The sequence below is a fragment of the Bacillota bacterium genome, from assembly GCA_030705925.1.
In the GTDB taxonomy this organism is placed as follows: Bacteria; Bacillota; Clostridia; order Oscillospirales; family Feifaniaceae; genus JAUZPM01.
In genome coordinates, this window is record JAUZPM010000011.1 from 1 (window position 1) to 23557 (window position 23557).

Below are 23557 nucleotides of genomic sequence, written 5' to 3' on the forward strand. Positions count from 1 at the left end.
GAGTACGTAGACCCGTTTACGGGTAGCAAGTAACACACTTTTGCAAGTGGCAGACCGTACCAGCGCCTTGAGGCGCCGCCAGAAAAACAGGGCTTTGCCCGCATATGAAGAACCCCCGGCTTTGCCGGGGGGTAACTATTAATTTTTTTGTTCCTAGTTCTGATTCATTATTTTATAGAAAACAAGAAAAAAATACAATATTTTATCCTTATTTCTGCCGTTTTTGTATAAGTCATGTCATAAATGTCAAAAATTATTAATATGCATACCATAGAATAAAAAGCTTGAATAAATTATTTTTTGACAATTTTCGACACAAATTATTTGTATAATAAGAACGTCGGGGTGATGGTAATTTATGGATATTGTTTCTTGCAAAACATTTGATTCAAAAGTTATAGCAGGTCATACCGGAGTTGACATTCTGACGGATGTGGACGATATTTCAAATCTTATGCGTTATAAAAATACGATCAGCGGTGTAATTACTGATGAAAAAGGTCTGCTGTCACACAGTGTAATTTTTTTAAAGCAAATGTGTGCGTCTATTGCTGTCGTTGAAAACGATATATTGTCACGCATAAGAAACAGTGAAAGTCTTATTATAGACGGAAGACGTCATGTTATAATCATAAACCCCGATGAATCGCTGATGAACAGTGTAATTAATAAAGTACGACAACCTTTGGATATAAACAACATAACAACAAGTGACGGTATTAAAATATCCTTATCTGCAAGCGTGCTTACTTATAAGGACATAATAGAGGCAACTGACAAATTTCCAGTTGACATAGGTATGTGGCGCAGCGAAGGTATTTTGATAGGCGGAGAGGATGAAGAAAAGAGTTATAGATCGGCATTTGATCGTTGCCGCAAAATAAACGTGCGCTTATTTGATGTAACAGGTGACAAAACTGAGTTATGCAAAAACATTTCCCAGGATGAACTATGCGAAATGCAGATTAAAAAACTAATAGATGCCGCTCAGGGACGTATGTTTAATATTATTATACCAAATGTAGAAGACGAAAAAGATATACTTAATGTAAAACCAATGTTCCGTGGGAATGTTGGTTTTGGCGCAATGATTGAAACCCCTTCAGCAGTAATACTTTGTGATGATATCATGCGGCATTGTGCCTTTGTTAACATTGGGTTTAATGGATTGATGCGTGAATTTAAGAGCACCAGGGCAGCTGTTAAAGCGGCGCAGAGAGTTGCACTTGCCTCTAGAAAAACTGGTATTCCAGCCGTTGCATGCGGAATAAAGCTTTGTGATCCGGCATTTTTAAAATTGGTAATTGGTGCCGGGATCACTAAGTTTTGCTTACCTGAAACTGACTTTAACGATTTTGCCGCAGCTGCAAAAAGCATATCATATACTGAAGCTGTTATTCAAACTTCTTCATTCTTGGGAAGCTATTATGCCGCTCTTGCATAATTGACATTAGTATCAAACATTTCTATAATATCTCTAAAGGAATCTATTAGAGGGTAAATAAATGAAATTTTATAACTTAGCTGTAAGCAATATAAAAAGGTATATTGAAACAGAACCTGAAATAGGCATAGTATTGGGGTCGGGATGCGGTAATCTCGCAAAAGAGGCTGAAATCGCAGTTGAAATACCATTTGACGATATTCCGGGGTTCAAACCTTCAACAGCTCCCGGACACGAGGGAAAACTGGTATTTGGCAAACTGTCCGGTAAAGATGTTGTTTTAATGAACGGAAGACTTCATTTTTATGAAGGTTATTCCCCTCTTGATATTGTTTTTCCCATAAGAGTAATGAGGCTGCTTGGTGTAAAAACATTAATTTTAACAAACGCGGCAGGCGGGATAAATCCAAGCTTTTCACCCGGTAACCTTATGCTGATTACGGATCATATTAATTTTGCATTTCGCAACCCGCTAATTGGTCCTAATGCCGATGAATTCGGACCACGCTTTCCTGATATGAGTGATATATATACGCCCCGTTTGATTGAATTGTGCAAGGCTACCGCTGATAATTTGGGTATCTCTGTTAAAGAAGGCGTTTATATGTGGTTTTCAGGTCCCAGTTATGAAACACCTGCTGAAATAAAGATGGCACGACTTCTTGGAGCCGATGCCGTAGGCATGTCTACCGTCCCAGAGGCTATAGCAGCACATCATGCAGGTATGGAAATTTTGGCTATATCCTGTATAACGAATATGGGCACAGGAATATCGAAATATAAACTATCTCACAATGATATTACTAAAGCTGCTGAAAAAATTCAAAATGATTTTTCAAATTTAATTAAAAATACGATCAAAAATCTATGATTTTTTATCAAAACACAAAAACAATCGAAAGGCATATACTGTATCGAATGGTCTTTAGAAAGGAAGATAGTATATGCCTTTAATAGGAACTGAAATGTTTACACGGCTGCTGCAAACACGTCACCCCGATGCTGTGGCCGATATCTTGGGTAACCCTGAGTATGAGGATATAAGAGGTCAGGTTGACTTTTACGATGCCGGGAGAGGAACGCTTATAGTCGCTGAAGTATTTAATCTCCCAAAAACAGGAGCTGACGGCAAAGAATTAACAGGGATACATGGCTTTCATATTCACGAGGGCAGCAGTTGTACAGGCACTCCAGAACAGCCTTTTGCGGATACCGGAGGACATTATGACACCGATAGCCGACTTCATCCATTACATACAGGTGATATGCCACCTTTGTTTGCAAGTGACGGATATGCGTACTTAATTTTTTATACGACCAAATTTCGTCCTTTTGATTTACTGGGCAAAACTGTTATAATACATCAAAATCAGGATGACTTAACAACAAATCCTTCGGGGAATTCCGGCGAAAAGATTGCATGCGGTGTTATTAAACAAAATTTAAGGATATAATTATCTATATAAGTAAAGCTGCAGCATTTAAATGCTGCAGCTTTACTTGGTATTTGGGGTGGATAATATGAAAAGTGCTTTCCATATTTATATAATACACTTGGATTCTTAAATTAAAATGAAAAATTTGAAAATAATTTTTTAATATTTATAAAAAGGGCTGTGGTAAAAATTAAACTATTCTTCTAAACCTTTCAGCATTTCAATTTCATTTTTTTCAACATGAATGACTGCGTCTTTAATTACTTTTATATCTTCGCGCGAATAAATTTTAGGCGGCAACTCCGGTGATTTTTCAAGTCCTATCTTAATTACTCCCGTAATAGGATTAGCTTCAACTACAGTCCCGTTCCCATCAGGTGTACTGACAATAGCGCCGGCTTTTGGAGTAATGCGCAACAGTTCGTCGTATGCAGCCTGCTCATATTTAAGACAGCACATAAGTCTTCCGCATGTACCTGAAATTTTAGTAGGATTAAGCGAAAGCCCCTGTTCCTTTGCCATTTTTATTGATACAGGCTGAAATTCCCCAAGATGAGTAGCACAGCAAAATGGCTGACCGCATATTCCTACGCCGCCAAGCATTTTTGCCTCATCCCTAACTCCGATTTGTCTAAGCTCGATACGAGTACGGAACACAGATGCAAGATCTTTAACAAGATCTCTGAAATCAACACGTCCGTCAGCTGTAAAATAGAACAGGATTTTATTATTGTCAAATGTGTATTCTACGTCAACAAGTTTCATATCCAGTTTGTGATGTGCAATCTTTTCGAGACATATCTTAAAGGCTGAATCTTCTTTCTTTTTATTTTCTGAGGCATGTTCCAAGTCTTCTTGAGTGGCAAGCCTTAAAACCTTCTTTATTTCCCGGCTTGGGTCAGGCTCGATATCTTTTGAGGCGATAGCGACCTCACCCATTTCTATTCCACGTATCGTTTCAACGATAACCATATCACCTACGGAAAGAGGAATGCCGGCGGGATCAAAGTAGTAGAGCTTCCCAACCTTTTTAAATCTGACTCCGCATATAATCAATGTATTTCCTCCCAGCATTTTAAAAGCATATTCATTGCAACGACAGATAGCGAGGTATTGGTGTTTTCTGCGGTGTCCCTGCATTTATGAATTATGTCTATTATATTAAACAGATTGGCTCTTGTCAATTTCCTCGAATACTCTGTGAGTATTTGCCTGCTTTCAGGATGAAAAAGGTTACCATTACTCTGGCCCTTGATTTTTATCAGATCACTGCACCCTTTTATGATTGAGTCACAATATTGTAAAAAAGAAGTTCGGTTTTCGGTCATAGAGAGAATTCTCTGCAAAAATGTATATAAGTCACCAGAGACGGCGGCTTTAAAAAACCCAGGTGCAAAACCTGTCACCTTAGTATTCTCTAAAATATTTTCCGCTTCTCCAGGTGCGCCACCCGCAAAGGAGGAGGCATTTGAGATTAACTCTTTTGGATACTTGGATTCATATTTTTTATTAAGGAAAAGTTTTGTATCTTCAATGCTAGGTGATATGAAATTGATTATAGAACCGCGTGATTTTACAGTGGGAAGAAGTTTTTGGAGATTTTCAGTGACGAGAATAAATACGGCAGAAGAGGGCGGCTCTTCAAATATTTTAAGCAGAGCATTCTGAGCAGCAATAGTCATTTTATGTGCATCGCGTATAATAAATATTTTTCTTTTGCCCTCGCTTGGCATAATATATGCCTGAGAGCGAATCGATCGAATTAATTCGACCTTTATTGATTTTACATTATCCCCGGCATCCGTGACTAACATGTCAGGATGATTGCCGCTTGATACTTTTAAACAAGACGGGCAGTGACCGCAGGGCTTATTTTCATTATCGCATAATATCATCTGTGCAAAAAGTAAAGCCGTATTTGATTTGTAAAGTCCTGCCTGTCCGCTGAATATGTAGGCATGAGAAATAGTGTCCGTCCGAACCGCCTGTTCAAGACGGTCACGGACGGATTCGTTGCCAAATACATTTTCTGTCAGGATACTGTTCATTCGAACCCCACAAAGAAATTTTATAACTTCTCGAATCTTTCAACATCGAGCACAAAAACGGTTGCACCGCCAACTGTTACTTCTACAGGAAAAGAAGTGTACATTCCTAGACCATTGCCTGTAACAGCGGTTGGCATCACCTGTTTTCGCTGTTTGCTGTACTTTTCAATAATTTCAAGGGCTTTGTCAACCTTATCCTCTTCAATCCCAATGATAAACGTTGTATTGCCGCTCATTAGAAAACCGCCAGTTGTTGCAAGTTTGGTGACCTGAATGCCTTCCTTAGTCAAATGCTTCTGGACTGCGGAGCTGTCATCATTGTTAACAATAGCCATAATTAATTTCATTTTCAGCCCTCCTCGATAATTGTGATTTTATCTATAGTGCCTTTGCAATACTCAATAAATTCACGGGTAATTTTTTCACCGGGTGATATGAGAGGAATACCGGGGGGGTAAGGTATAACCGCTTTACCACATATTCTATCAAGCGATTCATTTAGCGGGATTTCTTTTTTAATAGGGGAAAAGTATGCAGCCCGAGGCGAAAGCACTTGCTCAAAACGCAAATCCGGGATTTCTTTATTTTTAGGAGATTCGGGAAGTTTATTAAGAATGGTGCATAACTGCCGTCCAAAATACTTTAGGCTTTCTCTATTGGTTTTGGGAGGTATGATTAGCACCATATAACGGTTATCTGCAAATTCTATAGAAATACCTTTTTTTAAGAGAGCGTCTGATGCAGTTTCTGCCGATAATTGTGTCATATTAAAATCAAGGGTTAAACGCCAGGGATCCAAATAAAATGAATTGTTTCTGCTTTCTTTTCCGCCGCATATGACACTGACTTTTGAATGCGACTCAACATATTGTCCTACTTCTTCGATATATGTTTTTACTTCATTAAAATCAACCGTGGCTTTCCCGCTTATTAGATAATCTGTGCAAAGATCAGCCGACATTGATATAAGATAAGAAGGACTTGATGATCCAAATAGAGACATCGCGGATTTAAGTTCTTCTGATGAAAAACGCTGTGAATGAAGCAAGGCTGCCCCCGTAAGGGCTGGTAAAGTTTTATGAAGCGAATCTATTACAATATCAGCGCCATTGAATAATGGATGAAGGTTTTTATCTAAAATTAGGTGTGAACCATGCGCATTGTCAACTACAAGAAGCGAATTATATTTATGACACACTTTTGATATTTCTTTGATATTACTTATTATACCATAATATGTGGGACTTGTAACGATTATGCAGGAAATGTTCGGCTTTTCCTTAAGCAAACTTTCAAGTTTCCCCGGGTCAATATAATTTAATACAGAATTTTTCTCAGCATCAGGGTAAATGTACACTGGCTTTTGATCAAGGAGAACCATTGTATTATAAACCGACTTATGGCATCTTCTGTCTACTGCAATCGTATTTCCCTGACCGCCTGCGAGCATTAGCGCAGTGTTTATGCAAAGCGTTGCCCCCCCGGCGGAAATAACGCTTGCTTTTGTGCCATAAAAATCTGTAATTTTACGTTCGCTTTGTTTTATAAAAGCTTTGGGATCATACAAATTATCCGTTAATGAGGTCTCAGTAACATCAAACGGAAGTATGCTGTCTAATTCTTTTAAAATATCTTTGGAATCGAGTCCGCCGTGTCCGGGCATGTGAAAACGCGTCTGCAAATTTTCATACTCTTTTAATGCATTGTAGATAGACATTTTTCCTCCGAATTCGAGCTATCTGTATTCGCGAGGTATTTCTGAACTGACCAGCATCGGACTGATATGACGGAAAATTGCAATATCTCCGGCGTTGCAGTTTATATCAGTAATATCTAATATTGTCCCGAGCATACATACCCTGCCCAGGGCATAGGCTTTCTTGCCATTTATTTCGCAGCTTAAAATTTCTCTTCGAAGCATCGCACAAACAGCACGGTAAACACCGCGTAAGCCTTCTTTGAAATTAAACGCATCTCCGGCTCTTTTAATATTAAGTCCGTCTGCATATCCGGCATCTGCGAGTGCGGTAACGGTCTCTTTTTTAGTTTTGAAAACATCTCCATATCCGACGTTATGACTGGGGGGCAGTTTTCTAATATTATCAATAGTGCATTCGAGATAGCCTACTGATTGCAATCCATACGTTTCTTTGAGAGGCAATTTGCCAACAAGGGCTGATCCTACTCTTACAGCATCCAATAATTTATCCTGATGTAAAAATACAGCACATGAATTTGCAATATGGCGCATGCCGGGATCTATATGACTCGACTGCAATTTGTTGCATATTTCAGTAAATAAATTATACTGCTTGTCCACAAGCTTAAAGTTTTTGGAGAAAGATGCATACAGATGACTGAATGTTCCAGTGATATTAATATATTTTAAAGATTTTATTAATGATATTACTCTGTCTATGTCTTCGGGCATAAAACCGTCACGACCAAATCCGGTGTCAAACAGCAGGTGGGCGGATATATTGACATTCGCCTCTGAAGCGGCTTTTTCCAGCTTTATAGCGCTGTCCTCATTTCCAATAGCAGCAGTAAGATTATATTTGAGTATACTATTAATCTCATCCTCAAGGCTGGTAGGAGTCAATACTAAAATTTCACACTCTATTCCTGCGTTGCGAATCGCTGCTGCCTCTGCTACTGTTGATACTGCAAGCATGTCGGCCTCTTTCTCAACAATACGAGCAAGTGGGACAAGTCCAAGACCATATCCGTTTCCTTTAACAACGGCTATAAGTTTTGCTCCGCAAGAGTACTTTTTGATTATGTCTATATTACTTTGAATCTTGTCGGTTTCAACGACAAGCCGTTTCATATTTTCTCCTCCCTATGCTGAGCGGAGTTCCTATTCTTAAGTTTATATCTTATTTTCGAAAAACGCTTAAAAGCATGTTCTCCTACGACAGTAAGTTTATTTATAAACGGGTTTAATACCAGATTCATTTCCCCCACAAACTCAGTAAATTCCCCGTTAAACCCTTTTTTAAAACGATATAAACCGTAGAGAGGATGAGTTTCATCTATAATTCCGGCGACGCCCCTAAAATCATAAATATTACATTTTAGTTCTAAAGCCCAATTTATCATTTCCCACTGCATCAGGTAATTAGGCATCACATTTCTATAGGCGTTAGACGAGGCACCATATAGATACCAGACCTTATCACCGTAATGAATCGCGATCGAACCGGATATAGGCTTATTATCGTGCATCATTAAGTAAAGTCTCATGTGCTCACCAAGTGCATCATACATACGCTCAAAGTATGAAAGAGGACGCGTAACGAAATCGTCTCTCATGCCGGTTTCAAGCATAAGGTCGTAAAAAGCCTTTAAATCTTCTCTGGTTCCTATTTTTGAAGTGACCCCATTCTTTATTGCCACTCGAATATTATATCTAGTTTTACTATGAAACTGAGCCATTACTTCGTCAGATGTTTTATCTTTGATATCTAGTCTAAATACGTACCGAGGTTGTATGGCATCAAACGTTTTGCTGTCTTCACGTATCGTAAAGCCCATTTCTTTCATTATATCGCTGAATTCATGATCTGAACTTTTTACATCAGGATCCATCTTGAAAATATAGGCGTGATAACGCTTTGCAAGTTCTTTCACACCTGCGATAAGCGAAGTTAAAACCCTTTTATCATGAACATCACAAACAGGCCCTCTTGGGGCGTACATAATAGAATAATTCATAAATGGTACTTTTCGTATTAAAATGCCCAGCGCACCGATAATTTCGCCATTTTCGTTTCGTTCGACAACAGCTTCAAATGCCCAGGCACTTTTCACTTTTGACCACATAATGCTTTGACAAAAATGCCCCTTGGGTGAAGTGGACACAAAGCTTTCATACTCTGCATATTGGTTTTTATTTAAAATCTCCGTTTAAGACCCCTCCTGCATTAGTAGTATACCAATTATAGCATAAATTTTCCTAACTACATAAATAAATTTAAATTCAAATCCCAGGCCCCCATTTTTTAAAAAAATTATTGACTAAATCTGGAAGTTATATTAAAATACATTCGAACATATGTTCTTAACAAATAGAATTTTGGGGGTGATGCAGTGTTTATGAAAACAAAGTGCATAATTTGTGGTAAGGATTTTGAAAAGAAAAGGTATGATATGATCTGTTGCAGCGTTAAATGTCGAAAAAAATTGTATAGAAACGAAAGCCAGTATAGCAATGTTGCATCACTAAAAAAAGAATGTTTTACAAGTTTATGGACTGCTTTTAAAAAAAGCAGCGGATATATTGCACTTGAAAAAGCACTTCTTATGAAAAAATCAGAATGCAAATGTTGTGTTTGGGGGGCAAGCGGTGTATGCATTCGACCGAAATGCAATAAGAAATAATGTCAAATTTTAATATAACGTGAATAATTACAAATTCAATTGACATAAAACCCTTAAAAATAGTAAAATAAATTATATATTTTTTTCAGTTCGGCATGCCGCCTGCCGTTTTCGCGGTAACCGCGAGTAATTACTTATTTCAATTTCAGCGGTTTTTGGAGTTTTATGAAATATAAAAATAAATGGGCAAAAAGGCCAAGGTTAGTTCGTTTGATTGCAATAATAGTAATCCTGCTTGTTGCAGTAACCGCTTTCGGAATAATAACATATAATTTGCTAAGCGCAGATGAATTTGTTAGAGTTCAGACAGCTAAAGAGACCGATATTGATTCAGAAGTTAAAGAAGAACAAATGGATATGCTGCCTGTTAACAGGCTTGAAAATATAAATAATAATATAACAGGTAAAATCGAATTAAAGGGAATTGTTCAAATTTCAAATGGCACTTCGGCCGCTGTATTAGATACGTCATACGGCGTTATATCAATCAGTGTGGGTGAAACCGTTGGGCAGATCAGTTTAGAAAGCGCAAGTGAAGGAACGGCGGTTTTTACAATAGGCGGTAAAAATGTACAGCTGACTTTAGACAATCCTGCCTATACTATTCCGGCGCAAAAGCAGGAGGCTGATGATGAGAAATAAATATATCTTTCGTTTATGCGCTTTGCTATTAGTCCTTTCTTTTTTATCAGTGACGTCTTATGCACAGTCTCAATATACTATTGAGAAAGGTGATACATTAGGAGGTATAGCGAAAAAGTTCGGGATTAAAGTTCAGGATATTAAAAATGCAAACGGGATTCAAAATGACAGTATTACTGCCGGCAAAATTCTGATCATACCAGATCCGGGAAGTACACCTACACAGGCACCAAGTGGTCAGCCGACAGGAGAGCAGGGCATTACCGCAAGCGCTAATATTAATGTTGAACCAGAGTCAGAGTCACTTGAGGATATTTCGATTGATTTTCGTAATACCGATATAAGAGATATACTAAATGTAATTTCGAATTTCTCCAATAAAAGAATTTTGTACATAGGTCAGCCTCAGAAAATTAGTATAACCGCCTCTGTTGTTTCTTATATAAAGGCATTAAATTTAATTACAGAAAAGGCGAATAATCTTTCCTATTTGGTTGACAATGATGTCGTTATTGTTGGCCCCAAGGACAGGCTTCAAAACACATTTATTTATGAAGAGTTAGCTACAAAACTAAAACTTTCGAACTTAAATGCTCAGCAGTTAATCGAGGTTACTGATTCGCTTGGAATCGAGACAAGAAGTGTTAAGGTTAACAAAAAAGATGCGCATATTTTACTTATAGAAGCTACACCTAGAAATATAGCATATGCAATGCTTGTTTCCAGGATGATCGATAAGAAAGAATACTTCAGTAAAGATGATAAAGGAAATTCTGTTTTAAATAAAGTTGAACTTAGTTTTAAAAATATTAATGCAAATGACTTTGAGGCAGTATTACAAAAATTAAATATTAAGGCAAGTATAGTGACAAAACCTGATGATCTGTCTTATGCAATGGCAGTAGGCAGCAAAGATACTATTACTGATGTTTCAAACATTTTTCAGAATCTTGAAACAACAAAAAATGATTCAGCTGAGTCAATGCTTGAGGTTAGTAAATACAAGCCGGAAAATATAAATGCAAAAGCTGCATATGATGCTGTATCAGCGAATACTTTCGGGGCGCATGTTATTCTTCAGTCGGGGACATCCCCTTCGGAATTATATATTGTGGGTACCCAGGATCAATGTCAAAATTGCATAGATGCATTAAAAGAGGCTGATATTGCAAGTACACCAAAATCATAAATTTTCAATATATTATAGGAGGAGCCTGAATTATCAGGCTTCAGCTTGTCGAAAAACTATGTTTTCGGCAAGCTGGCAGACATTGAAAAAGGACAAGCAGACGAAGAACAGGCGCTCGTCGCTGTATGCAGATACAGCAGGGCGCCTGTTCTGAAGAAAGCAAAAGCGCCCCGGTACGGGGACGCTTGAGCCATTCTTATTACTTATACGTAATCGCTTTTGCGGTGCGCGTACTTTTTCGACAGTCTGGAGCCTGAATTATCAGGCTTTTTTTCTTATTATAAACAAAAAAATAAATTACAATTGATTTTTTTTAATACTAATAATATAATGGAAAATATAATAATTTTTAAGGTGCAATAGCATCAAAATCATGGGGAGGAAAATTTATGAAGAAAAATCTATTAGTATTAACAGCACTAGTACTGGCACTCTCCCTTTTAGCAGGTTGCGCTTCAGGTGCGGCTTCAAAAGGAACTGACACTAATGCTAACAACAGTGCAAATACATCTAAAGCAATAAGCCAGGTTATGGTGGGAATTCTTGCTCCACTGACTGGAAACGTTGCAATTTATGGTACAGCGGCTAAAAACGGGGCTGTCCTGGCTTTTGATGAGATTAATAAGAATGGCGGCATAAACGGCGTACAGATTAAATATGACGTCCTTGATGAAAAGGGTGACGCCACAGAAGCAGTAAACGCTTATAATAAACTTGTAAGTGAAAAGATGGATGTTCTTCTTGGCGATGTAACAAGCAAGCCGACTATTGCAGTTGCAGATAAAGCAGCTACCGACAGAATGCCTATGGTTACAGCAACAGCAACTGCTCCTGATGTAACTACATATGGCGACAATATTTTCCGCGCATGCTTTATCGATCCTTTCCAGGGAAAAGTTATGGCAACATTTGCATCTGATAATCTTAAAGCTAAAAAAGTTGCTATAGTTTATAATGTATCTGATGACTATTCTTCCGGCGCTGCTGCATCATTTAAATCAACAGCAGAATCAAAAGGCATGCAAGTTGTTGCATACGAAGGTTATGGCAACGACGATAAAGATTTTAAGACACAGTTAACAAAAGTTCAGCAGTCTGGTGCAGACGCTTTATTTGTTCCTGATTATTATAATAGAGTCGCTTTAATTGGCGCACAAGCAAGAAGCGTTGGATTTGACAAGCCTCTCCTTGGTACAGATGGTTGGGACGGCGTTTTAAAAGTTCTTGATAAAGACGGTGCAAAAGCATTAGACAACTGCTATTTCAGCAATCATTACTTTAGTAAAGATACTGATCAAAAAGTTGTAAAATTCAACGAAGCTTATCAGGCAAAGTACAATGAAGCTGCAAATTCATTTGCTGCTCTTGGTTATGATGCTGCATACATAATAGCTAATGCAATTAAAACCGCTGGTACTACAGATAAAGAAGCTGTTATTAAAGCCCTTAAGAGCACTAGTTATGACGGCGTCACCGGCACTATTAAATATGGTAATAACGGTGATCCTATTAAAAATGTTACGGTTATAAAGATTCTGAATGACGACTACGTTCTTGAGACCAAAGTAAGCGCGTAATTTAATTACATATGGGCAGGCCTGTTTTGGTCTGCCCATATGTTAAATATTTTGCAAGCAAAGGGACTGTCCCGCCTGCTTGAACAATCAAACGGGGCGGAGAGTCGCTTTGCAAACCGCCGTAAGTAGCGGTTTTTTGATTTATGGTATCATAGGAGGATACAGTATGGGCTTTATTAAGCAACTGTTGAACGGTTTGCAGCTTGGAAGCATATATGCCCTTATCGCTATTGGTTATACCATGGTGTACGGCATTGTTCAGTTAATAAATTTTGCGCACGGCGATATAATTATGGTCGGTGGGTACATATGCATAATGCTTATTCCTATCCTTGCACAGTTTGGAATACCTGCATGGATAAGCGTTTTTGGTGCAGTTGTCTTGTGCGCCATATTAGGCGTTTTGATAGAAATTGTAGCTTATAAACCGCTTCGTAATTCGCCCCGTATGTCTGCTTTAATCACAGCGATCGGCGTAAGCTTATTTCTCGAAAATTTATTTATGCTTTTGTTTTCGCCTGACCCGAGAAATGTTCCCCAAATGTTTAATGTAACTATGCCGTCTATCGGGGGATTTAATTTATCATTTCCAACACTGATAACTATTATTGTCTCTGTTTTAATAATGATAGGGCTGCAGGTATTTATTAAAAAGACAAAAATCGGTAAAGCGATGCGCGCAGTTTCAGAAGATACCGATACGGCGCGTCTTATGGGTGTCAATGTAAATGCTACTATTTCGATAACATTTGCGATCGGTTCCGGACTTGCAGCCGTTGCGACTGTTTTATATGCATCGGCTTATCCGCAGATTGATCCTCTTATGGGTTCGTTTATTGGTATCAAAGCATTTATCGCTGCAGTTCTTGGCGGAATCGGCTTAATACCTGGAGCTATGGTGGGTGGTATCGTACTTGGTGTTGCAGAGAGCCTTGCGAAGGCGTATATATCATCACAGCTTGCTGACGCAGTCGTTTATGGAATTCTGATTATTGTGCTTCTTGTAAAACCGTCAGGTATTTTAGGTAAAAATCGCAGCGAGAAAGTGTAGGTGCAAATATGGATAAAAATAAATTATTTAAAATTGGAAAACCTGCTTCCTACATAATTAACGTGGCAGCGATTTTGCTTGTTTGGTTAATAATGCAGTCTTTAATAAGCGGAGGGCTAATTAACTCATACTATCAAGGCATTTTGCTTGTTATAGGCATTAATATTATTCTTGCAACAAGCTTGAACCTTGCGGTCGGTTTTCTCGGGGAAATGGCTTTGGGTCATGCTGGGTTTATGTCTGTCGGTGCTTATTCCGCAGCCTTATTAGCAAAAAATGCAGCGGCACTAGGCTTTGGGGGGCTTCCCAAGACTTCCTTGTTTTTTATCTCACTGATTTTTGGCGGATTAGTGGCGTCTATTTTCGGCATTCTTGTCGGTATTCCGGCTCTTCGTCTTCATGGAGACTATCTTGCAATCATTACTCTTGGCTTCGGGGAAATAATCAGAGTAATAATTGAAAATATGAAAATTACAGGAGGCGCTCGTGGCTTAAATAGAATCCCAAAGCTTGCGACTCCAAATACTGTATACATAGTTACAGTGGTTACAGTCATTATTCTATATATGATAATAAGGTCACGGCATGGACGGGCCATAATGTCGGTTAGAGATGATGAAATAGCAGCAGAATCGCTTGGCATACCATCGACTTACTTTAAGGTTCTGGCATTTGCGATATCTGCATTTTTCGCAGGAGTTGCGGGAGGCATTTACGCGCAATATATCGGAATTCTCGGAGCAAAGGTATTCGACTATAATAAATCGATTGAGATCCTGGTCACAGTGGTACTTGGCGGAATGGGGAGTTTCACTGGCTCTATTTTAGCAGCGATATTCCTTACGATTTTGCCGGAGGCTTTGCGTGAATTTGCATCGTACAGAATGGTTTTGTATTCTGCGGCTCTCGTGATAATAATGATATTTAAACCAACTGGCCTTCTCGGAACATATGAATTTTCACTTACAAGGTTAATAGAAAAAATAGTAAATTCAGTTAAACACAACAAAGATAATGGAACTCAAAGTAAAAAGGAGACGGACAGAAAATGAGTATTATTCTTGAAGTAAATAATCTGTCCGTGCAATTCGGCGGACTTAAAGCGGTTGAGAATTTTCAAATTGAGATTAATGACGGTGAGCTTGTTGGTTTGATTGGACCTAACGGCGCCGGAAAGACTACAGTATTTAACTTGTTGACAGGTGTTTATCAGGCTACTAACGGAGATATTTTTATTGACGGCAAACTTGTTAGAGGCAAAAAACCTCACCAGATTTCACGTTATGGGCTTGCACGTACTTTCCAGAATATAAGGCTTTTCAAAAAGATGAGTGTAATTGATAACGTTAAAATCGCATTTCATAAAAATATGCATTGTTCTTTGCCAGAAGCAATTCTAAGATTGCCGAGATACTGGAAAGAAGAAAAGCAAATGGATAATAAAGCGAAAGAGCTTCTTGCGGTTTTTGGACTGGAAAATTTATCTGACCAGCTTGCTGACAACCTGCCATATGGGCAGCAGAGAAAACTTGAAATAGCAAGAGCTCTTGCTACACAGCCTAAAATTTTATTGCTGGATGAACCAGCGGCAGGTATGAATCCTACAGAAACGCAGGATTTGATGAATACAATTAAATTTATACGCGATAAATTCGGGGTTTCAGTTTTGCTTATTGAGCATGATATGAATCTTGTAATGGGGATTTGTGAGAGGATAGTTGTGCTTGACTATGGTAATACAATCGCAATGGGCACTCCCGCTCAAATAGCTGCCGATCCTAAGGTTATCGGCGCATACCTAGGCAGTTAGGAAAGGAGAACGCTAATGCTTTCGGTTAAAAATCTAAATGTATATTATGGCGGGATTCATGCTATAAAAGATGTCAGTCTTCATGTAAATGAAGGAGAAATAGTGTCGTTGATTGGTGCGAATGGCGCCGGAAAAACGTCAACGTTACAGGCAATATCAGGTCTAATCAAGCCTAAATCAGGGGAGATTACTCTCCGCGATCATAATTTACTTGCGGTAGATGCTAGTAAAATTATAGGTTTTGGCATGGCACACGTTCCTGAAGGAAGGCGCGTATTTTCACAGCTGACCGTAAAAGAAAATCTTGAGTTAGGCGCCTATATTTTAAAGAATAAAGATGACGTTGAAAAAAATATGCTTGCAGTCTATAGAAAGTTCCCAAGGCTTAAGGAAAGACAGAATCAGCTTGCGGGAACGTTATCCGGCGGAGAACAGCAAATGCTTGCAATGGGTCGCGGGCTTATGGTAAACCCATCAATATTGCTTCTTGATGAACCTTCTATGGGGCTTGCACCTATTATAGTCAAAAATATATTTGATATTATTAAAGAGGTAAATAGCAGCGGGGTTACTGTTCTTCTCGTTGAACAAAATGCTAAAATGGCGTTATCTATAGCAAATAGAGCATATGTGTTGGAAACAGGCAGGATTGTAATGGAAGGCGTTGCAGATGAGTTGATGGAGAATGAAAAAGTTAAAAAGGCTTATCTAGGCGCGTAGTAATATTATTTATAAAAATAGATAATGGCACCGCTAAAACGGTGCCATTAATTTTAAAAAACTATTTAATTGCGACGTCCTGCCTAAGGCATTATAAGGTATTTGTTTAACTCGAGAATCAAGGGGTAATTATTAGAGTGCATTTATATATTTCAATAAAAAAGGTCTCACGCTTTAAACTCGAAGCATGAGACCTTTAGTTTTTTATTTAAGATTCACAATTACTTACTGCTGGGCGCGCTAGAATTGCCTGACGGTGCAGCTGGTGCGGAGCTACTTGCTGTGTTATTTGCATTTGCTGAACTATTAGCTGCAGGCTTATTAGCTGTACTTGATGTGCTATTTGCCGATGATGAAGCAGCCGCAGAATTTGAAGCAGCCGCGGAGCTTGATGAAGCAGGTGCTGAACTGCTTGCAGCCGCTGAGTTTGCACTTGAGGATGAGCTATTACTTGCTGATCCATTTGAATTATTGGCTGAATTTGCTGCTGCTTGCTGCTGAGCTTTATAGTTATCAATTATCTCTTTAAGATATTTTTCTTCAACAGATTTGTTTATAGAAACCTTGGGATTTTTAGCCTGTGATTGAACATATTGTTTTAATTTAAATTTCTGAACTTCACTTTTAACAGTAGCTTTTTGGCTGTCAAAGGTCGTGTCTGCGTCTATCGGGTAACGTTTTATAATGTGAAAACCAAATTGTGTTTTGCATCCTTTGATTTCATTTTCTTTTAAAGACAAGCTTGTCTCTGTAAAAATCGAGTCGTAGTTAGTTGTATATTTACTTAAAAAATAGCCGTCTTTTTGAGATGTACTTCCTGGGTCTTCGCTGTGTGTTGAAACGAGGGAATCAAAATTTTCTCCATTTTGCGCTTTTGTCAGCAGGTCATTATATGTTGCCTCTTTTTGCTTTACGGCAGATTCGTCAAGATCTTTTCCCGTTGTATTATCCTTTGTCTGTAGAAGTATATGTTTTACTCTGTAATAATCGCTTTTGAAAATCTCTTTAAGTTTTGCATCTGTAAGAGCCTCAACTGTACCTTTTTCGCCAAACAAGGAATCGGACAACTTGGTAACTTTTATATTATGTCTGTAGTATTCCTCAAGTTCAGACATTGTTAGCCCCTGCTCTTTTAAGGCAGCATCAAGGTTTGACTGACCCTTATAGTTATCGGCGATATTTGTAGTATATTGTCCAAGCGTTGTTCTATCTTTGTCGTCAAATGTTAAACCTGCAGTATCAAAATAAGTATCCTCAAGTGCATACTCTTTACCTAAATCATTTGCATAGCTGATAATAAAATCCTTATATGGCTTACCATCAACCTTGTCTGAATCAGTCATCTTATCAATAGATTTCAATAGTTTACTCTGTGCAACAGATATGCCTTCACTTAAAAAATTTGAATAAGCGAGTTTATTAATCTTGTAACCGTTGACGGTCATTGCCGGCGCTGAGCTTAATCCACAACCTGATAACAGAGTTGCAGAGACTACAGCAGCTGTTATCATAGAAATTGTTTTACTGGCTTTCATTTAATTTGTTACCTCCTAAAAATGTATAACAAAGTTATTATACGTTTATTTTAAAAGCATGTCTACATATATTTAAAAGAAATTGGGCAAATATACTAAAAAATGTTTATTAAAAGGCTGCTTTATTTATTAAAAGGTATTTTTATATGTCAATAGTTAATAATAAACTTACAACAAAATCTGCAGTAAAGAGGGAATATATGAAAGCAGTGATTATGGCGGGAGGGGAAGGCAGCCGCCTGCGTCCTATAACATGTGACACACCTAAGCCTATGGTTCCTCTGCTTGGGAAACCTGTCATGGAGTATATAATTGCCCTTCTCAAAAACAACGGAATTACAGATATAGCAGCTACTTTACAGTATTTACCACGCGTTATTACAGATTATTTTGATGATGGAAGCCGGTTTGGTGTTAATCTCCGCTATTTTATTGAAGAGAAACCTTTAGGAACAGCTGGAAGCGTTAAAAACTGCGAAACGTTTTTAGATGGAGATTTTCTTGTGATAAGCGGCGATGCAGTTTGTGATTTCGATTTAAAAAGCGCTATAAAATGGCACAAATCGAAAAATGCGGCAGTAACAATTGTACTGACCCATATCCATAATCCTCTTGAATATGGCGTTGTAATGACAGACGATACCGGCAAAGTAACACGGTTTGTAGAAAAACCCGCATGGAATGAGGTTTTTGCTGATACAGTTAATACAGGGATATATATAGTAAACTCTGATGTGCTTAATCTTATTCCTGGGGATACAGTTTTCGATTTTTCAAAAGATCTTTTTCCAAAGCTGATGAATGATGGAGTTTCTATTTATGCATATGACGCTGAAGGTTACTGGTGTGATATAGGCGATATAAACGCGTACACTGCCAGTAATATTGATTCGCTTAATGATAAGTTTAATTTATATACGAAACATGAGAATAATACAAATAAATTTAAGGGATGCAAAATTAATGAACCTGTCTATTTTGGCGATGGAGTCAATATAGGAGAAGGGTCGACAATAGGACCGAATGTCATAATTGGGGATTTCACCTCAGTCGGAAAGAATTGCAGGCTTTCCCATAGTATTATTCATAGTTATTCACGAATTGGAGACAACTGTGAACTACAAGGGGCTGTAACTTGCCACGCGGCAGTCTTAAAAAAGGGTGTTTCTTTACAAGAGGGCAGTGTAATCGGCGCAAACTGTATCATTGGGGATAATGTCCAAATAAATCCTAACGTAAAAATTTGGAATAATAAAACAATTCCTGAACACGCGCATATTACAACAAATGTCGTTTGGGGTAATTCAGGAAATAATTTATTTGATGAAGAGGAGATTGCCGGCGAGGCAGGAATCGATATAACTCCAGAGATGTGCTGTAGGCTTGGCGCTGCCCTAGCATCGCTGAAAAAGGGTTTTAAATGTGGAATTATGTGTGATGGTTCGGCCACCGCCCGTTTGATAGGTTCTGCCCTTGCATCAGGAGCATCATTTTCAGGAGCAAATGTTTTCAGATTGGGAAAAGGGTTTAGCGCGCTGCTTTCTTATAGCATACATGCTTATGGTCTGGATGGCGGGTTTTTTATCTCTGAACGTAACGGTTTATTGCATATTGAGATAAAGGGCGAAGACAGTATTAGTATTCCCAGATATATAGAACGCAAGCTTCAAAATGCTTTTTATAAAGATGACTTCTCAAGGGCATCGTATACAGATATTAAAGCAACGCAAAGTATAGACGGTATAGATTTACTTTATATAAATGCTTTAACAAAGTCGATAAATACACCTCTCGTAGGGGAAGTATATATAGGGTGCAAATCTCAGATTATCCGATCGACAATAGTCAAAGCGCTGACTGCATGTGGAATAATGATCTCTGAAACTGAAAAACTGGGTATTCCTCACTTTTATATTGACAATAGCGGCACGTGGTTGTCCGCAAAAGATGAAGAGCTTGAAGTGCTTTCTTCAGACTTTACGGGAGCATTAACTTTGTTATCTATTATCGAAAAAGGTAAGAAAAAAGTATCTTATTTTTACAATCGTCCTTCTGCTTTCGACAGAATTTGCGAAGAATACGGAGTTAAATATGAAAAAGTGCTAGTTTCACCAGCGGACAACTCCGATAAGAATGCACGGCACCATCTATATGATGAGCCGGCATTATACGATTCTCTATTTGCAGTAATGAGAATAATGGAATCACTTAGCAGAAATAAGATTTCTCTTAAAAAGTTCTCAGAACGTTTGCCGCGTTTCTTTATTAAAAAAGCAGAAGTATGGATTCCTGCAAATCGTAAATCTTATGTTATACGAAAACTGCAAAGTAAACTTGAGGGAAGCGCTGAGTTAATCGAAGGAATCCGATTTGAACAGAAAAATGCCGAGGTTCTTCTTGTACCCAAAAAAAAGGGAGGTTTTAATCTGCGAATTGAGGCTTCCAACACTGAAACGGCTGAGGAACTTTGCAATTTTTATAAACGGGAGATTTATCGTCTTGCAGATAATGCGGAGCCATAAGCTTGATTTAGTGAGGCTTGACAATATATACCGTTGTAGTTATAATTATTATCAATGTATTTGTTCGGATTTATTTTTTGTTTTATTTGATCGGAATCAACTAAACATTAATGGTGTTCTATAGGGGTCTTAAAAAACCCCTATATTTTGCTGCTGTGATTTACATATCATTGTAAATTTATTTTGAACGGGGGATTATATGGCTGAAATTTCGGCAAAAGAAGATATTGTTAAAAAGAAAAAAAATAATTACAGGTATTATAAACGAAAAAAAGTACAAACTGCTGAGACTGATTTAGTTAATGACAATATTAAATCACAAAAAATACAGAATACAGTAAAGCCTGCGCAAAAGCAAAATGCCAAGAATTCTAATGCTTCTAAAGGGCATAATGAGGATGTCACATTTAAAGAGAAACTACGCGTTATACCGCTTGGTGGCCTTGATGAAATAGGGAAAAATACAACTGTTTTGGAATACGGCGACGAAATGATAGTAATAGATGCTGGTTTAGCATTTCCAAGCGGAGATATGCTCGGGATAGATCTTGTTATTCCTGATTACAAATATCTGGTTAGTAATTATGAGAAAATAAAGGCGGTTATATTAACTCATGGACATGAAGATCATATAGGTGGATTGCCCTATCTTCTCAAACAGATAAATGTGCCTGTTTACGGAACAAGGCTTACTTTGGGAATCGTGCGTGCTAAACTTGAGGAGCATAAGCTTAAAAAAATTAAACTGCACGAAGTAAAAGCCGGTTCTACTATTACACTTGGTAAATTTAAAATTGAATTTATTCATACAAATCACTCAATTCCGGATTCAACAGCACTATCAATTACGACTCCTGTAGGAATTGTTATTTTTACAGGTGATTTCAAAATTGATACAACTCCTATAGACGGAGGAATGATCGATCTTGCCCGATTCGGAGAATTAGGTAAGAAAGGTGTACTTGCGCTATTTTCTGATTCAACAAATGCTGAACGGCCTGGCATGGCGATGAGCGAGAAGGTTGTTGGCGAGGCCTTTGACAACTTATTTAAAACTAATACTAAACGGATAATAGTAGCTACATTTGCTTCTAATGTCCACAGAGTTCAACAGGTCATTGACGCTGCAGTCAAATTCGGGCGAAAGGTTGCAGTTTCAGGCAGAAGCATGGTTAATATCATTAAAGTTGCTTCAGAGCTTGGCATGATGAATATTCCAGATGGGACAATGATTGACCTTTCAATGATTTCACGTTATACGGATGATAAATTGGTATTGATCACAACAGGCAGCCAGGGAGAACCTATGTCAGCACTTGCAAGAATGGCTTCCTCTGACCACCGTAACGTTGAAATAGGTCCGAATGACATGGTTATTATCTCAGCCAATCCAATTCCTGGTAACGAAAAAACAGTTTCAAAGGTCGTAAACGAGCTTATTAAACTTGTCGCGGAATTTATATCCGAAAGACTTCGCGAGATACATGTTTCAGGTCATGCTTGTCAAGAAGAGCTGAAGATGATGATATCACTTGTTAGACCGAAATTTTTCGTGCCGATACATGGTGAATATAAGCATATCTATAAGCATGCTCAGCTTGCAAAAAGGCTTGGTTACACCAATGATAATATTATAATGATGGAAACAGGAAAGGTATTGGAATTTACTGAAAGTACAGCAAAAATCAATGGCAGCGTTCCCAGCGGCGCAGTTTTAATTGATGGCCTTGGCGTGGGAGACGTTGGCAATATTGTCTTGCGTGATAGAAAATTATTATCTGAAGACGGATTGATAATAATTGTTGCTTCAATAGATGCGGCAACTGGGCAGCTTTTAGCAGGCCCCGATATTGTATCACGTGGGTTTGTTTATGTGCGTGAAGCTGAAGATATGATAGAAACAGCACGTAAAATAGCAAGAGATATTTTTGAAAAATACGAAAAAAATTATACACGCGATTGGCAGGCACTTAAAAGTGAAGTGAAGGATGAACTATCGCGGTATCTTTATTCGAAAACCAAAAGAAGCCCTATGATTTTACCTGTTATTATGGATATTTAAAAGGTGGCCTAAAGCCATCTTTTATTTAAATTTTGATGTTTTTTCTATTTTTCGAAATTAAAAAAATATTATTTCAATATAATAAATACCATGATATAATACTATATTAATCACACAACGTATTTGGAGAGTGAACATTTGGAAAAGACAGATAACAGATATCAAGGGATTGCAGTATTTGCATCTATTTTTTATATTATTGCCTGCCTTATGATCATAATGCCCGGAACGCAAGTATTCGGGGTCGTGTTTTCTGCTGTATGCGGGGTTACACTCATTGCCGGCGGAAGATATAAAATCCTAACGATTGCGACGGTTGCTTTAACTGCGTACAGTTTTTTTGGCGCAAAGAATTTAGCAGGTGCTCTCTGTATTTTACTGATAATTTTTCCGCTCTCGATTATCATGGGCCTAGGTGCTGTAAAAAAGACTGATATTAAAATACTGACGGTTTTTGGTGCTGAACTTTTAACTGCAGCAGCACTTGGGATAATTGCGTATGTTGTATTTAAAATTAACGGTAAACTTACGATAACTGATTTGCGCTCATTTATAAATAATTTAATCGACGGAATCTCACAGTCGTATGCTGGACTCATGCGCTCTATGCTTACGGGCAATCCATCTGCGGCTCAGCAAAACGAGATAAACAGCATTGCAAAGCTGCTAAAACAAACGCTCGGAATAGAATTTCCAGGAATCATAATTGTAATTGCGACTGTCACATCATTTGCTGCGGCAGTTGTTGCACGCGCGACAGATAAAATAGTAAGCGGCGATAAACGTAAATTACTGGAGGATTTTCGAGTATCACGTGCAGGGGCTGTTTTGGTTATAATCGCTATGATTGCAAGCGTATTTTTGGGAAATTTCGCAAATGTAATGCTGTATAATTTCGTATTTGTCATGACTCCGGCATTTATACTTGAGGGGATTTTATATTTAATCAGGTTATTCAAAAATGGTATGTTAATACGATCACCTTTGATGTTTTATATCATCGTTTTTGGACTGTTTTTTATAGGTGTTATGAAGCTAATCGTATTTTTCGGTCTCTATGATGCACTTCGTATTAATTGGTCAAAGTTAATTAAGCGACCAGATGACGAAGACTTTTGATTTTTTCATATAAGAGAGG

Annotated in this window: 21 protein-coding genes; 14 read left to right on the plus strand and 7 right to left on the minus strand. The window is 38.0% G+C overall.

Annotated elements, in window-relative coordinates:
- Positions 1 to 358 precede the first annotated feature (358 nt).
- From Q8865_02965 to Q8865_02975, 3 genes are all read left to right on the plus strand, one after another.
- A complete protein-coding gene (locus tag Q8865_02965; protein MDP4152390.1) occupies positions 359 to 1444 on the plus strand; it encodes a putative PEP-binding protein in 1086 nt (361 codons plus the stop codon).
- 61 nt (positions 1445 to 1505) lie between these two features.
- The gene (locus Q8865_02970) at positions 1506 to 2315 is read left to right on the plus strand and encodes a purine-nucleoside phosphorylase (GenBank protein ID MDP4152391.1); all 810 of its coding nucleotides are present in this window, start codon (positions 1506 to 1508) and stop codon (positions 2313 to 2315) included.
- A gap of 73 nt (positions 2316 to 2388) precedes the next feature.
- Complete coding sequence (locus tag Q8865_02975) at positions 2389 to 2898, plus strand: superoxide dismutase family protein (protein MDP4152392.1); 510 nt, start codon at positions 2389 to 2391, stop codon at positions 2896 to 2898.
- Positions 2899 to 3075: 177 nt separating this feature from the next.
- Here Q8865_02975 and Q8865_02980 read toward each other — a convergent pair whose 3' ends face one another.
- The 6 genes from Q8865_02980 to Q8865_03005 are packed head-to-tail and all read right to left on the minus strand — an operon-like array spanning position 3076 to position 8831.
- Positions 3076 to 3936, minus strand: coding sequence for a stage 0 sporulation family protein (locus tag Q8865_02980; protein MDP4152393.1), 861 nt, complete (start codon positions 3934 to 3936; stop codon positions 3076 to 3078).
- Entirely contained in the window at positions 3933 to 4928 is a 996-nt protein-coding gene (locus tag Q8865_02985; protein ID MDP4152394.1) for a DNA polymerase III subunit, read from the minus strand. The genes Q8865_02980 and Q8865_02985 overlap by 4 nt, the downstream gene beginning before the upstream one ends.
- A gap of 20 nt (positions 4929 to 4948) precedes the next feature.
- A complete protein-coding gene (locus Q8865_02990) occupies positions 4949 to 5275 on the minus strand; it encodes a cyclic-di-AMP receptor (protein ID MDP4152395.1) in 327 nt (108 codons plus the stop codon).
- A 2-nt stretch (positions 5276 to 5277) separates the two neighbouring features.
- Positions 5278 to 6645: an aminotransferase class I/II-fold pyridoxal phosphate-dependent enzyme gene (locus Q8865_02995; protein ID MDP4152396.1), complete on the minus strand. Its 1368-nt coding sequence runs from the start codon at positions 6643 to 6645 to the stop codon at positions 5278 to 5280.
- A gap of 18 nt (positions 6646 to 6663) precedes the next feature.
- A complete protein-coding gene (gene alr / locus Q8865_03000; protein MDP4152397.1) occupies positions 6664 to 7758 on the minus strand; it encodes an alanine racemase in 1095 nt (364 codons plus the stop codon).
- A complete protein-coding gene (locus Q8865_03005) occupies positions 7755 to 8831 on the minus strand; it encodes a peptidoglycan bridge formation glycyltransferase FemA/FemB family protein (protein ID MDP4152398.1) in 1077 nt (358 codons plus the stop codon). The genes alr and Q8865_03005 overlap by 4 nt, the downstream gene beginning before the upstream one ends.
- A 645-nt stretch (positions 8832 to 9476) precedes the next feature.
- On the opposite strand from Q8865_03005, the gene Q8865_03010 reads away from it, so the two are divergent.
- The 8 genes from Q8865_03010 (at position 9477) to Q8865_03045 (ending at position 16300) form a co-directional block, all read left to right on the plus strand.
- Positions 9477 to 9953 carry a hypothetical protein gene (locus Q8865_03010; GenBank protein MDP4152399.1) on the plus strand — a complete coding sequence of 159 codons (477 nt, stop codon included), beginning with the start codon at positions 9477 to 9479 and terminating at the stop codon, positions 9951 to 9953.
- On the plus strand, positions 9943 to 11142 hold the full coding sequence (locus Q8865_03015) for a LysM peptidoglycan-binding domain-containing protein (GenBank protein ID MDP4152400.1): 1200 nt from the start codon (positions 9943 to 9945) through the stop codon (positions 11140 to 11142). The genes Q8865_03010 and Q8865_03015 overlap by 11 nt, the downstream gene beginning before the upstream one ends.
- Before the next feature lie 45 nt (positions 11143 to 11187).
- Positions 11188 to 11331, plus strand: a complete 144-nt coding sequence (locus Q8865_03020; protein ID MDP4152401.1) for a hypothetical protein — start codon at positions 11188 to 11190, stop codon at positions 11329 to 11331.
- 200 nt (positions 11332 to 11531) lie between these two features.
- Complete coding sequence (locus tag Q8865_03025) at positions 11532 to 12719, plus strand: ABC transporter substrate-binding protein (protein ID MDP4152402.1); 1188 nt, start codon at positions 11532 to 11534, stop codon at positions 12717 to 12719.
- A gap of 166 nt (positions 12720 to 12885) precedes the next feature.
- A complete protein-coding gene (locus Q8865_03030) occupies positions 12886 to 13770 on the plus strand; it encodes a branched-chain amino acid ABC transporter permease (protein MDP4152403.1) in 885 nt (294 codons plus the stop codon).
- An 8-nt stretch (positions 13771 to 13778) separates the two neighbouring features.
- Positions 13779 to 14822: a branched-chain amino acid ABC transporter permease gene (locus Q8865_03035; GenBank protein ID MDP4152404.1), complete on the plus strand. Its 1044-nt coding sequence runs from the start codon at positions 13779 to 13781 to the stop codon at positions 14820 to 14822.
- Complete coding sequence (locus Q8865_03040) at positions 14819 to 15580, plus strand: ABC transporter ATP-binding protein (protein ID MDP4152405.1); 762 nt, start codon at positions 14819 to 14821, stop codon at positions 15578 to 15580. Before Q8865_03035 ends, Q8865_03040 begins: the two co-directional genes overlap by 4 nt.
- Before the next feature lie 15 nt (positions 15581 to 15595).
- Positions 15596 to 16300 (plus strand): ABC transporter ATP-binding protein, encoded by a 705-nt coding sequence (locus Q8865_03045; GenBank protein MDP4152406.1) that lies wholly within the window; start codon positions 15596 to 15598, stop codon positions 16298 to 16300.
- Between the two features lie 221 nt (positions 16301 to 16521).
- On the opposite strand, the gene Q8865_03050 is transcribed toward Q8865_03045, so the two are convergent.
- Positions 16522 to 17835, minus strand: a complete 1314-nt coding sequence (locus tag Q8865_03050; GenBank protein MDP4152407.1) for a peptidylprolyl isomerase — start codon at positions 17833 to 17835, stop codon at positions 16522 to 16524.
- A gap of 200 nt (positions 17836 to 18035) precedes the next feature.
- Between Q8865_03050 and Q8865_03055 the strand changes: the two genes are divergently transcribed.
- From Q8865_03055 to Q8865_03065, 3 genes are all read left to right on the plus strand, one after another.
- Complete coding sequence (locus Q8865_03055) at positions 18036 to 20357, plus strand: sugar phosphate nucleotidyltransferase (protein MDP4152408.1); 2322 nt, start codon at positions 18036 to 18038, stop codon at positions 20355 to 20357.
- Positions 20358 to 20556: 199 nt separating this feature from the next.
- Positions 20557 to 22419 (plus strand): ribonuclease J, encoded by a 1863-nt coding sequence (locus Q8865_03060; GenBank protein MDP4152409.1) that lies wholly within the window; start codon positions 20557 to 20559, stop codon positions 22417 to 22419.
- Positions 22420 to 22557: 138 nt separating this feature from the next.
- A complete protein-coding gene (locus Q8865_03065) occupies positions 22558 to 23538 on the plus strand; it encodes a hypothetical protein (protein MDP4152410.1) in 981 nt (326 codons plus the stop codon).
- The last annotated feature ends 19 nt before the right edge of the window (positions 23539 to 23557 follow it).